Genomic DNA, 12,459 nt, shown 5'->3' with positions numbered 1-12,459 from the left:
CAAAGCAACGTGATCTAGCTGCGGTTTTCTACCCATCGGTAGTGGGTGCTCGGTTCGTGCAGAAGACTGGCACTCGTTACACTCCGAAGCCATGACGAGTGTCCAGCAGCAGCCCGCCTCGGAATCGGCGGGCTCCCCCGATATCCACACCACCGCTGGGAAGCTGGCTGACCTGCGGAATCGGCTGGATGAAGCCAAGCACCCGATGGGTGAGGCCGCAGTCGACAAGGTGCACGCCAAGGGCAAGATGACTGCCCGCGAGCGCATCCTCGCACTGCTCGACGAGGGCTCCTTCGTCGAGCTCGACGCGCTGGCCCGCCATCGCAGTGTGAACTTCGGGCTGGAGAACAACCGCCCGCTCGGTGACGGCGTCGTCACCGGCTACGGCACCATCGACGGCCGCGACGTCTGCATCTTCAGCCAGGACGTCACCGTGTTCGGCGGCAGCCTCGGCGAGGTCTACGGCGAGAAGATCGTCAAGGTGATGGATCTGGCGCTGAAGACCGGCCGCCCGCTGGTCGGCATCAACGAGGGCGCCGGCGCGCGCATTCAAGAGGGCGTCGTCTCGCTCGGCCTCTACGGCGAGATCTTCCACCGCAACATCCAGGCCTCCGGCGTGATCCCGCAGATCTCGCTGATCATGGGCCCCGCCGCGGGTGGCCACGTGTACTCCCCCGCACTGACCGATTTCGTGGTGATGGTGGACGGCACCAGCCAGATGTTCGTCACCGGACCCGACGTCATCAAGACCGTCACCGGCGAGGACGTCACCATGGAGGATCTCGGTGGCGCGCACACGCACATGACGAAGTCCGGTGTCGCGCACTACGTCGCCTCCGGCGAGCAGGACGCCCTCGACTACGTCAAGGATCTGCTGTCCTACCTGCCGAGCAACAACCGCGCCGAGGCGCCGAGGCTGGCGCCGACCGACCCGATCGACGGCGCCATCGAGGACTCGCTCACCGATGAGGACCGCGAGCTCGACACGATCATCCCGGACTCACCGAACCAGCCCTACGACATGCACGAGATCATCCGCCGACTGCTCGACGACGACGAGTTCCTCGAGGTGCAGGCCGAGCGCGCGATGAACATCATCTGCGGCTTCGGGCGCGTCGATGGCCGCAGCGTCGGCATCGTGGCCAATCAGCCGACCCAGTTCGCGGGCTGCCTCGATATCGACGCCGCGGAGAAGGCCGCGCGCTTCGTGCGCACCTGCGACTGCTTCAACGTCCCGATCGTCACCCTGGTGGATGTGCCCGGCTTCCTGCCCGGCACCGGCCAGGAGTACAACGGCATCATCCGGCGTGGCGCGAAGTTGCTCTACGCCTACGGTGAGGCCACTGTGGGAAAGATCACGGTCATCACCCGCAAGGCCTACGGCGGCGCCTACGACGTCATGGGTTCCAAGCACATGGGGGCCGATGTGAACCTCGCATGGCCCACCGCACAGATCGCCGTCATGGGCGCTTCCGGAGCAGTCGGCTTCGTCTACCGTAAGCAGCTGCTGGAGGCCGCCAAGAACGGAAACGACGTGGATGCGCTGCGTCTCGAGCTGCAGAACGAGTACGAGGACACCTTGGTCAATCCCTACATCGCCGCCGAGCGCGGCTATGTGGACGCGGTCATCCCGCCCTCGCACACCCGTGGCCAGATCGTCTCCGCGCTGCGCCTGCTCGAGCGCAAGATGGTGACCCTGCCGCCGAAGAAACACGGCAACATCCCGCTGTGATGGAGCGATAAACCTTCACGGGCCGCGCACACTGGATTGTGGAGACGCACTCCGGCGGGTCCAAGAGGAAGCCTGATCGAGATAGAGAGAGGATCTGGCACTGTGACGACCGTGGCAGAAGAAGATGTGTTGACCGCTGTCGAGCTGGAGCTCGCAGTCGACCCGCTCGCAGATGAGATCGAGGTGGCCGTGGATCTGGTCGCTCCGGCCGCCGAATCGGGCGAGCAGCCGTTCCTTCGCATCATCAAGGGCTCGCCGAGCGACGAGGAAGTCGCGGCACTGGTCTGTGTGCTGACGGCGGCCCTCAACGCGGGCGGCGCGAAGGGCCGGACCGGTCCTGCCGACAACTGGGGCCGGCCGACCTTCATGCACCGCGGCACTTCGCCGTTCTCGCCCTACGCGTTCCCACAGCTGTCGCACCTGCGCGACTGACGTGCCTCAGCGCAACGAGCCATCCTTCCCAGCAGCCACCGCGGGGCACGACGCGCGCGACGAGGCACAGTCGTGACCCGATTGATTCTCGCGTCCGCGTCACCTGCCCGGCGCGAGGTGCTGCGCTCGGCGGGCATCGACCCTGTCGTACGGGTTTCGGATGTCGACGAGGACGCCGTTGCCGCGGCACTGCCGGACGGCACCCTGCCACAGGTGGTCGTGGTCGAGCTGGCCAGGGCCAAAGCCCTATCGGTCGCCGCCTCGATTCCCGAATTCGCCGCGGATTGTGTTGTCGTCGGCTGTGATTCGATGCTGTTGGTCGACGGCGAGCTACAGGGCAAGCCGCACACCCCAGAGGTCGCGCGGGCGCGTTGGGCCGAGATGGCCGGGCGGAGTGCGGATCTGATCACCGGACACTGCGTGCTCCGGATGCGGGATGGAGCGGTCAGCGCCGAGGCGGTCGATTGCAGCTCCACCACCGTGCATTTCGCCAAACCCGAACCCGAGGAACTGGACGCCTACATCGCGACAGGCGAGCCGCTACAGGTAGCGGGCGCGTTCACCCTCGACGGGATGGGTGGCTGGTTCGTCGATCGAATCGAGGGCGATCCGTCCAGCGTGATCGGGATCGGTCTACCACTGCTGCGCCGACTGCTTGGCGACGTTGGGATCAGCGTTGCGCAGCTGTGGGGCCACTCGGCCCGCTGACGGCGGCGCGATTCGCTGCTCGGCGCCCGCGGCATCGGCGCCGACCGGCATTACTGTGGCCGCGTCCCGACCGTTGTCCGGTTCCCGCCGCATCTCCTGCTCGCGCCGGGCTGTCATGAGTTCCAGTCGGACCACGCACAGCTCCGGCTCGACGAAAGGGTGCAGCCGGGCATTCACCTCGCCGTGGGCGCCGCCACGGTCGAGTACCTCTTTGATCAGGCCGAGGTGCACTCCGCACACCACCTCGGAGTGCGTGCGCGCGAGTTCGCGCAGCGGGCAGGCCGTCAAATTGATCAGCACCTGCTCCTCGGTTTCGGTGGCCTGGTCGCGTTCCGGCGCGAAGCCGAGCTCCGAGAGCAGGGTCATCGTGAGGTCTTTGGCGTCTTCCAGCGATTCGACCTGTTGTTCGCCGACGTCGAGCCTGGCGCCCCATGCGCGCCCAGCGGCGATGGCAGCCTCCGAGCGGCGTCGCGGATCGGGGCCGAGCTGATCGGCGAGAACCTGCGCGAGTTCCTGATAGCCGACCGATCGCTGCACCGCGCTGTATCCGATGCGCGGGCGCCCACGGCCACGGGGTGGCTGCTGGAATTGCCGGACAAGGGACTCCTTGGTGAGCACATCCAGGTGAAACCGAACCGTGGTGACGTGCTGTCCGGTGATTCTGGCCAGTTCCTGGGCATCGAGAGGCTCGCTTGCGCCACGTAGGATCGCGAGCAGTCGCCGCCGCGGCCAAGAATCGGACATAGCTCACCCCTCCTCTTGGGAGACTTTATCGGATGCAGGTGCGATTTATTCGCTCATTCAGCCGATTTGTGATCTGACACGAGAGTCACTATCGCCTCACACCTACCATCACTGTGAGACCCGAACCGCTGTAACCACCGTCTACCACGCGTGAAGGACCCGCATCGTGCCTGTCGCCAAGGACCCTCATCCCTCGTTCGGTCCCTACGCTCATCCTCACCGACTAGTAACCACGGAGTGGCTGTCGGCAAACATCGGCACGCCAGGACTCGCGATAATCGAGTCCAACGAGGACATACTGCTCTATGACATCGGACACGTTCCAGGCGCCATCAAGATCGACTGGCGCGGCGACCTGATGGATCCGGTCACGCGTGACTATATCGACAGTGTCCGTTTTACCGAGCTTATGCGCGCAAAAGGAATCGAGCGCGACGACACGGTGGTGCTCTACGGAGACAGGGGGAATGCGCAGGCGGCGCACGCACTGTGGCTGTTCACTCTCTTCGGGCACGAAGATGTACGGCTACTCGACGGCGGCCGCGACAGGTGGATCTCCGAGGAACGCGACACCACCTTCGACACGCCCGATCTCACGCGTAGCGATTACCCCACCGTCCGACGCGACGACGGCACCGCGCGCGCCTTCCGCGAAGATGTCCTCGGCCATCTCGGCAGGCCGCTGATCGACGTGCGCTCGCCGGAGGAATACTCCGGCGAACTGATCCACCCGTCGATCAATCCCGAGGACGCCGCGCTGCGCGGCGGACATATCCCCACCGCGGTGAATATCCCATGGACCGAAACCTTCAACACCGACGGCCGATTCCGCTCCCGCGCCGAACTCGACGAGGTATACGGCGCACTGGCCGCGCAGGACGATCTGATCGTTTACAGCCGCGTCGGCGAGCGCTCCAGCCATACCTGGTTCGCGCTGACCTTCCTGCTCGGATTCGATACGGTGCGAAATTACGATGGCTCGTGGACCGAATGGGGTAACTCGGTGCGAATGCCGATCGCCAAGGGCACTGAACCCGGTGAGGCCCCTGCCGGTGCATCCCGCAAGACCCGCAGCAGGTAGGGCCCGGACCACACTCGACGCCTCGGTGTGATGTGCGACTTACTGTTCGGTAGGGCTATCCGAGTGCACCGTCTGTTGGCAGACTGCCTACACTCCCCCCAGACGTAAGTATGTCGACCACGGGGCGACCAAAAGATTGCATACAGGAGGCTCAGTGCCCAGCCATGCCAGCGCGCGGATAACGAAGGTACTCGTAGCTAATCGAGGCGAGATCGCCGTTCGCGTGATCCGGGCGGCCAAGGATGCCGGAATCGGCAGCGTCGCGGTGTACGCGGAGCCCGACGCCGACGCCCCATTCGTGAAGCTCGCCGATGAGGCGTTCGCCCTCGGCGGTCAGACCTCGGCCGAGTCGTACCTCGTGTTCGACAAGATTCTCGACGCCGCGGCCAAGTCCGGCGCCGACGCCATCCACCCCGGCTACGGATTCCTTTCCGAGAACGCCGATTTCGCTCAGGCCGTCATCGACGCCGGGCTCATCTGGATCGGGCCTTCGCCGCAGTCGATCCGCGACCTCGGTGACAAGGTCACCGCGCGCCACATCGCCGAGAAGGCGAAAGCGCCGATGGCGGCGGGCACCAAGGACCCGGTCAAGACCGCCGACGAGATCGTCGCGTTCGCCGAGCAGTACGGCGTGCCGGTCGCGATCAAGGCCGCCTTCGGTGGCGGTGGCCGCGGCATGAAGGTCGCGCACACCATCGAGGAGATCCCCGAGCTGTTCGCGTCGGCGACCCGTGAGGCGATCGCGGCCTTCGGGCGCGGTGAGTGCTTCGTCGAGCAGTACCTGGACAAGGCTCGCCACGTCGAGGCCCAGGTCATCGCCGATAAGCACGGCAACGTGATCGTCGCGGGCACCCGCGACTGCTCGCTGCAACGTCGTTTCCAGAAGTTGGTCGAGGAGGCGCCTGCGCCGTTCCTCACCGACGACCAGCGCGGACGGATCCATGCCTCCGCCAAGGCGATTTGTAAGGAAGCCGGTTACTACGGCGCTGGCACCGTCGAGTATCTGGTGCAGGGCGACACCGTCTCGTTCCTCGAGGTGAACACCCGCCTCCAGGTCGAGCACCCGGTCACCGAAGAGACCGCGGGCATCGACCTGGTGCGCCAGCAGTTCCGCATCGCCGAGGGCCACGAGCTGGAGATCACCGAAGATCCCACCCCGCGCGGACACTCCTTCGAGTTCCGCATCAACGGTGAGGACGCCGGTCGCGGCTTCCTGCCCGCCCCCGGCCCTGTCTCGGTGTACCGGGAGCCGAGCGGCCCCGGTGTGCGCGTCGACTCCGGCGTCGTCGAGGGCAGCGTGATCGGCGGACAGTTCGACTCGATGCTCGCCAAGTTGATCGTCACCGGCGAGAACCGCACCCAGGCGCTGGAGCGGGCGCGGCGCGCGCTCGCCGAGTTCCATGTCGACGGCCTTGCCACGGTCATCCCGTTCCACCGCGCGATCGTCGAGGATCCGGCGTTCATCGGTGACGGCGAGAAGTTCGACGTCTACACCAAGTGGATCGAAAACGAGTGGGTCAACAACGTCGAGCCGTTCACCCCGGGTGAAATCGCCGCCGACGAGGACGAGGATCTGCCACGGCAGAAGGTCGTCGTCGAGGTCGGTGGGCGTCGCGTCGAGGTATCACTGCCCGGTCAGTTCAGCGTCGGCAGCGGTGCCGGGGGCGCGGGCAACGGCGCCGGTGTGATCCGTAAGAAGCCCAAGCCGCGCAAGCGTGGCGGCGCTGGCGCCAATGCGGCTTCCGGTGACGCGGTCACCGCACCCATGCAGGGCACCGTGGTCAAGGTCGCGGTCGAAGAAGGCCAGTCCGTCGAGGCGGGCGATCTGATCGTGGTGCTCGAGGCCATGAAGATGGAGAACCCGGTCAACGCGCACAAGGCGGGCGTTGTCACCGGCCTTTCGGTCGAGGCGGGCGCCGCCATCACCCAGGGCACGGTGCTCGCAGAGATCAAGTAAGCGGGCGTCGCACAGCTGAGGTTGTGCACCCCTGACCGCAGATGAGCAACCGCTGGAGCGGGCGCTGGACACCTACGTCCGCGCCCGCTCTGTCGTATGGTGGGCCGGGTGACCAGTTCGCCAGCCGCCCCCTCCGTCATGGAGGTCATCCGTGGCCGCCGCGACTCCGCGACTCGCACCGACGGACATCGCCTCGCACTGGTCATCGAGGGCGGCGGCAGCCGGGGTGTCTACTCCAGCGGCATGGTGCAGGCGCTGGAGGAACTCGGCCTCGCCTCGATATTCGATGCTGTGTACGGGACTTCGGCAGGTGCGATCAACGGCGCGTGGTTGCTGTGCGGGCGCGCGCTGCCCGGCATGCGGTCCTGGACCGACCCGACGATCATGCGGCGTGCTGTCGATCCGTCCCGACTGCTGCGCGGGCGCCCGGCCTTCGACCTGAACTACCTGATCCACCAGGTGTACGACGGTGTCGAGCCGATGGACTTCCCCGCGATCCTGGCCAACCCCACCACCTTCCACCCCATCGGCACCGACATTCGCACCGGCCGCGCGGTCGACCTGCGCCGCCACATCGTCGACAAGCGCACGCTGATGACCGCGCTACGTGCCTCGGCGGGCCTGCCGATTCTGGCTGGGCCGCCCGTTGCGCTGGGCGGCTCGCAGTACCTCGACGGGGGCCTCGCCGAGACTGTGCCCATCCGCACCGCGGTCCGCGACGGCGCGACCCACGCACTGGTCCTGCGCACCCGCCGCACCGACGAACAGCGCCCACCCGCCTCCCGGCTGCATCAGATCGTCGGCGGCGGCTACCTGCGTGTCCGTGCCCCCGGCGCCTACCGCGCCTGGCTACAGCGCCCACTCCAACAGCACATCGAGGACCGCTTCCTCGCCGAACTCGGCCACACCGCCCTCCAGATCCACCCCCCAGTCGGCGCCCCCGACATCGACAGCGCGGCCCGCGACACCATCTTGCTCACCCGAGCACTCGAGATCGGCCGAAGAGCCGTCCATACCGGCCTCTCCGCTGCCCTCGACATCAGCAGCGAAACCGCCTGACACAGTTGTTCTCACGTATCGCCTCGAATCCCGTTGCGAACGAACCGAACTCCGAGCACCTCGCATGGCCGCCCCCTCGGGCGGGGTGGGAATACCGGGCTAATTCACCATTACTGTCACACCCTGGGATAGCGGGAAGTCGTGCAGCTCCAGGTGACTCGGGGTGGCGTCCGAGGCGACGTCGAAGACCAGTTGAGTGGTGGCGGACTGACCGGGGCGCAGCTCGAAGGAGTAGTCGTGGCGCTGCTGGGTGGTCTGCCACATGGTGGCGGCGGGATCGTGGTCGATGACGCGGCCCTGGGTGTCGATGAGGCGCTGACCGAAGGGGAGGAACCGCTTCGGCTGATCGGAGATGTTGTCGACCGTCACCGTGACGATCACGAAAGTGCCGCGAGCGGCATGGAATCCGACCCGAGAAATGCCGGAATCGGTATTGCTCACCACGAATTCGAACTTGCCGTCGCGGACCGCGGACCGAGCGGGCGCGGGGCCCGCGGAGCCCGGCTCCGGTGGGGGCGCGGGATTCTCCTCGGCCGACGCGGTCGGCCGCGAAGCGTTCGAGCCACCGCTCGAATCGCCCACTCGACTACCCGAAGCCAGCAGCGCGACGCACCCCGCCGCGAGCACGAAGGGCGTCAGGAACACCACGACGAGCGCACCGATCACCTTGCCGATCACACCGCCCGACCGCCGCCGTGCACGACGACGCGGCGGCGCGGCCACCGGCGGAGCAATCCACGGCCGCCCTCGTGACACCGACCAACGAAGCGGCGCCACCGCCGCCGTACGCGATCGCTTCGAATTCGACTGATATACAGCCCGTTTCGCGGGAACTGGCGGAAACACCGCACCCGGCCGCACCGGAGCGTGGGGCGCGTACGGCGAATTCTGTTGCGGAACAACAGCCCCAGCCGGAGCCAACGGAAGAGCCTGCGGCGCAAGCCGGGTCACCACCAGCGTCGGCGTCGGGCCCGGCTCTGTCAGCAACTTCGTATGCGCCTTCGGCGACCGTCGCGTGGCCGGTCTTGCCGAGTGCGGCGGCACTTCTGCCGACTGTGGTGGCACCGGCGGCGCGGGCGGCCGATCCTGCCCACTCGGGTTCGATGGCGGCTCCGCGCCGACGGCCGCGCGTGCGGCGTCGGCGAATTCGCGGGCGCTCGGGTAGCGGCGGGCCTGGTCCTTGGCCATTCCGCAGGCGATGACCGCGTCCAATGCCGTTGGTACCGCTGGATTCACCGAGGCAGCGCACGGCGGCGTCGCCATCAGGTGGTCATGCATCTGCCGAGGTGGGTCGGTGTCGCCGTACGGGCGACGGCCGGTCAAGCATTCGTACAGCACACAGGCCAGTGAGTAGATGTCGGTGCGCGCGTCGACCGTCCCGTTGAACCGTTCCGGCGCCATATACGGCCAGCTGCCGATCGCCATTCCGGTTGCGGTGACAGCGGTCTGCCCCATCCCCTTGGCGATACCGAAGTCGATCAGATACGCGTGCCCACCACTATCGATCAGGATGTTCGACGGTTTGACGTCACGATGGATCAACCCCGCCCGATGCGCCGCATCCAGACCCGAGGCCACCTGCGTCACGAAGTCGACGGCCGCGACCGGGGTCAGTGTCCGAACCCGACCCAACATTTCGGCCAGATCGATGCCGTCGATGTAATCCATCGCGAGGTACAGCCGACCGCCCTGCTCACCGAAGCCGTGAATGCGCACGATATGCGGATTCCGCAGGGTCGAGCCGAGCCTGGCCTCCCGCTCGAAGCGCAGCCGATACTCGCCATCGGCAGCCAGGTTCTCCGACAACACCTTCAGCGCGACGGTGCGCCCACCATCGGTATCGCGCGCCAGCCACACCTCCCCCATCCCGCCTCGCCCCAGCAATCGGTCGAGCCGGTACTTCCCGAACTGTTCCTCCCCCATCGCTGACCTCCCGGTAACCGCGCCGCTGCGGGTGGGGCGGCAACCCGGTGACCCCGAGCTACCCAAACCTGCTCCGACCCTAACCCCGGCACCGACCCCCGAACAGTGTGATGTCCCCTACGTACTACTACCTCCCACTCGAAACCACCCCGCCGACCCCCTCAGCACCGGTCTACTTTCCGGGTTTGCCGTGGCCCGGTTTGGCGTGGCCTGGTTTGGCGTGGCCCGGCTTGTCGTTGCGCGGCTTGTCGCTGCCGTGATCACCGTCGTCCGAATTGCCGCTGGCGCCCGCTCCCGGGTTGTCATCGCCGGTGCCGGCGTTGTTGTCGCCGATGGCCGCGCCTTCCAATGCCGGCATGTCGTTGCCCTGCGTCGGTTTGTCGGTGTGGGGCCGGGTCGGAATCCATGTCGCGAGGTGGCCGTCGCCGGGCACGCACGCGAGCGGTGTGCCGTCTGCCGCGAGGGCGCCGGCGTCGAAGGCGGGGTCGCAGGACTGCCCGGCGACCGGGATATCTGCGCGCGGCGGCCGTGCGGGTTCGATCGGGGTATGCGGCACCCGGCTTGTCGACGGCGCTGCGGCGGAATCGGTTTCGGTGACCGTGGGTCGTCCCAGCCAGATGGCGACGGCGACCACCGCGATGAGAGCCGAGATCGCAGCGGTAGCGAAACGCGGGCCGAGCACTAGTCGCGGTTCTCCCGCCTGCCGCCTCATCGCTATCAGCGGTGGCCGACTCCCAGCCGCGGACGGCACCCGCTGCGGCTGGGTCAGCACGGCGGTAGTCGGCACGGTCGCCGCCGTGATCTCGACTGTCGCGGCCTCCCGCCCGGTCACCGCGGCAAACGCGTCGGCCGCCATTTCGCCCGCGCTCGACCAGCGCAGATTCGGGTCCTTGGACAGGCCACGGGCGACGACCGTATCCAAGGCCGCGGACACGGCCGGGTTCACCGCGGCGGCACTCGGTGGGTCGGCCATCAGGTTGGCGCGCAATTGCTGCGCGGAATCGATGTCGCCGAAAGGTCGTTGCCCGGTCAGACATTCGTAGAGCACGCAGGCCAGCGAATACTGGTCGGCTCGGCCGTCGCAGCCGCCGCTGAACCGCTCCGGCGCCATGTACGCGATAGTGCCGACCACATTGCTGTCGGCCGTGATCGCGGGCTGGTCGATCCGAGATGCGGTACCGAAGTCGATCAGATGGACGTATCCATTCGCGCCCACCATGATGTTGGACGGTTTGACGTCACGATGCACCAGCCCCGCCCGATGTGCGAGGTCGAGTGCCGTGGCGGTCTGCGCGACGATCTCTACTGCCCGTACCGGCGACATCGGACCGCCGCTGCGTAGTAGAGCGGCGACATCGGTGCCCTCGATGAATTCCATGTCGATATAGAGGCGGCCCTCGAGTTCGCCGAACGTGTGGATCGGCATGATGTGCGGTCCGCGAACTTGGGCCGCCAGGCGGGCTTCCCTGGTGAACCGCTGCCGGTACGTCGGATCGGCGGCGGACGCCGCGGCAAGTATCTTCAGCGCGACGTCACGCTGGGTGAGGGTGTCGTGCGCGAGCCAGACCTCTCCGGTCCCACCGCTACCGAGCAACCGGTCGAGACGGTAGTGGCCGAACCATAGCTCGCCCATATCGAACCCTCTCACTATCCTGCTCGTCATCGAACAGGTACCCGAAATCCGCACCGTTACCGCACAACTCGAGAAACTGCTCCCGGCGACCATCCATCATTTCGCACCCGAGCAATCCGATGTCGCGGAATTCGCGCAGCACGACGTGAGCACCGAGCCGCCTCCGACATCCGAGCGCCAGCAGACACGGTAGAGCGAGACAGGCGGATCGTCATCACCGATTGGCGCTAGCCTTGCTCTTATGAGTGACGTGCCCGAGATCCGTATCGGCACCGCGGAGCGTGAGCATGCGATGCAACGACTGTCCGAACATTTCGCCGCCGGTCGGCTGAGCGTCGCCGAGTTCGACGAGCGCAGCGCGGTCGTCGTGGCCGCGATGACCCGCGGTCAGTTGGACACGGTGTTCGTGGATCTGCCCGAGCCCGTCGCGGTTGCCGCGCCACCCGCCGAGAGCGGCACCGGGTTCATGGCGGAATGGCCGGAGCGTGTGATGGCGGTGATCCCGATCGTCGCGGTCATCCTGTTCTTCGTCACCAATAGCTGGCTGTGGTTCCTGGCGATTCCACTGATGGGCGCGCTGCTGTACGGCAGCCGTCACGATCGCCACCAGGACCGGTCGCACGATCGGCGTCGGGATCGTCGCCGGGATCGTCGCGAGGACAGAGACTGATGGAACCAGTCGAGATCAACGCGGGCACCTGGTATCTGCGCGCACTACGCGCCGACGAACGCATCGACGATCGCCCCGCATTGGCCGAGGGCGGCATCACCGACCCCGACTACGTGGCGTTGCGGACCACACAGTGGGACAACGAATCGCACTACTCGTGGGCAGTATGCGAACCGACGACCGCCGAGATGGTCGCCGAGATCGGCGTGACCCCAACCGCAGGCGACACCGCCGAAATCACCGGCTGGGCCAGACCCGGCTACGGACTCGCGCTGGAGTCCGGGCTCACCTCGGTCCGCCGATTCGTCGAAGGCGGCCTCGGCCTTCGGCCATCCACGAACTGAGCACCGCGGGTGCCGACCGTTCGCTATCGCATTGCGCCGGTGGAGTAGCGGCCGATTGCTCGTGGGCACCTTTGGCCAACCGGGAGGCGGCCCAACAGGTTCCAATCGACGATGTCGACGGTGTAGACATCCCCGTGGTGGTGTCCGGAGCAACCTCCCCCCGAGGCATACCGCCC

At 66.8% G+C, this 12,459-nt stretch carries 11 protein-coding genes; 8 read left to right on the top strand and 3 right to left on the bottom strand.

Annotated elements, in window-relative coordinates; genetic code table 11:
- Nucleotides 1-91: 91 nt before the first annotated feature.
- From ACLMAJ_RS07295 to ACLMAJ_RS07285, 3 genes are all read left to right on the top strand, one after another.
- A complete protein-coding gene (locus ACLMAJ_RS07295) occupies nt 92-1,732 on the top strand; it encodes an acyl-CoA carboxylase subunit beta (RefSeq protein ID WP_412012742.1) in 1,641 nt (546 codons plus the stop codon).
- A gap of 102 nt (nt 1,733-1,834) precedes the next feature.
- Nucleotides 1,835-2,164, top strand: a complete 330-nt coding sequence (locus ACLMAJ_RS07290) for an acyl-CoA carboxylase subunit epsilon (protein ID WP_412012741.1) — start codon at nt 1,835-1,837, stop codon at nt 2,162-2,164.
- A gap of 72 nt (nt 2,165-2,236) precedes the next feature.
- Nucleotides 2,237-2,872, top strand: coding sequence for a Maf family protein (locus tag ACLMAJ_RS07285; RefSeq protein WP_412012740.1), 636 nt, complete (start codon nt 2,237-2,239; stop codon nt 2,870-2,872).
- On the opposite strand, the gene ACLMAJ_RS07280 is transcribed toward ACLMAJ_RS07285, so the two are convergent.
- On the bottom strand, nt 2,798-3,616 hold the full coding sequence (locus tag ACLMAJ_RS07280) for a helix-turn-helix transcriptional regulator (protein WP_412012739.1): 819 nt from the start codon (nt 3,614-3,616) through the stop codon (nt 2,798-2,800). The two genes, ACLMAJ_RS07285 and ACLMAJ_RS07280, sit on opposite strands and share 75 nt — an antisense overlap.
- A gap of 166 nt (nt 3,617-3,782) precedes the next feature.
- On the opposite strand from ACLMAJ_RS07280, the gene ACLMAJ_RS07275 reads away from it, so the two are divergent.
- From ACLMAJ_RS07275 to ACLMAJ_RS07265, 3 genes are all read left to right on the top strand, one after another.
- On the top strand, nt 3,783-4,697 hold the full coding sequence (locus ACLMAJ_RS07275) for a sulfurtransferase (RefSeq protein ID WP_412012738.1): 915 nt from the start codon (nt 3,783-3,785) through the stop codon (nt 4,695-4,697).
- 154 nt (nt 4,698-4,851) lie between these two features.
- Nucleotides 4,852-6,654 (top strand): acetyl/propionyl/methylcrotonyl-CoA carboxylase subunit alpha, encoded by a 1,803-nt coding sequence (locus ACLMAJ_RS07270; RefSeq protein WP_412012737.1) that lies wholly within the window; start codon nt 4,852-4,854, stop codon nt 6,652-6,654.
- A gap of 108 nt (nt 6,655-6,762) precedes the next feature.
- Nucleotides 6,763-7,713 carry a patatin-like phospholipase family protein gene (locus ACLMAJ_RS07265; RefSeq protein WP_412012736.1) on the top strand — a complete coding sequence of 317 codons (951 nt, stop codon included), beginning with the start codon at nt 6,763-6,765 and terminating at the stop codon, nt 7,711-7,713.
- A 99-nt stretch (nt 7,714-7,812) separates the two neighbouring features.
- Here ACLMAJ_RS07265 and ACLMAJ_RS07260 read toward each other — a convergent pair whose 3' ends face one another.
- Entirely contained in the window at nt 7,813-9,636 is a 1,824-nt protein-coding gene (locus ACLMAJ_RS07260; protein WP_412012735.1) for a serine/threonine-protein kinase, read from the bottom strand.
- A 172-nt stretch (nt 9,637-9,808) separates the two neighbouring features.
- Nucleotides 9,809-11,269, bottom strand: a complete 1,461-nt coding sequence (locus ACLMAJ_RS07255; protein WP_412012734.1) for a protein kinase domain-containing protein — start codon at nt 11,267-11,269, stop codon at nt 9,809-9,811.
- 241 nt (nt 11,270-11,510) lie between these two features.
- On the opposite strand from ACLMAJ_RS07255, the gene ACLMAJ_RS07250 reads away from it, so the two are divergent.
- Together ACLMAJ_RS07250 and ACLMAJ_RS07245 are read left to right on the top strand one after the other, a co-directional pair.
- Nucleotides 11,511-11,939, top strand: coding sequence for a DUF1707 SHOCT-like domain-containing protein (locus ACLMAJ_RS07250; protein ID WP_412012733.1), 429 nt, complete (start codon nt 11,511-11,513; stop codon nt 11,937-11,939).
- Nucleotides 11,939-12,283, top strand: a complete 345-nt coding sequence (locus ACLMAJ_RS07245; RefSeq protein ID WP_412012732.1) for a hypothetical protein — start codon at nt 11,939-11,941, stop codon at nt 12,281-12,283. Before ACLMAJ_RS07250 ends, ACLMAJ_RS07245 begins: the two co-directional genes overlap by 1 nt.
- The last annotated feature ends 176 nt before the right edge of the window (nt 12,284-12,459 follow it).

This window comes from Nocardia arseniciresistens, from assembly GCF_046764875.1.
GTDB lineage: Bacteria > Actinomycetota > Actinomycetes > Mycobacteriales > Mycobacteriaceae > Nocardia > Nocardia arseniciresistens.
This window is presented reverse-complemented; position numbering and strand designations above follow the sequence as displayed.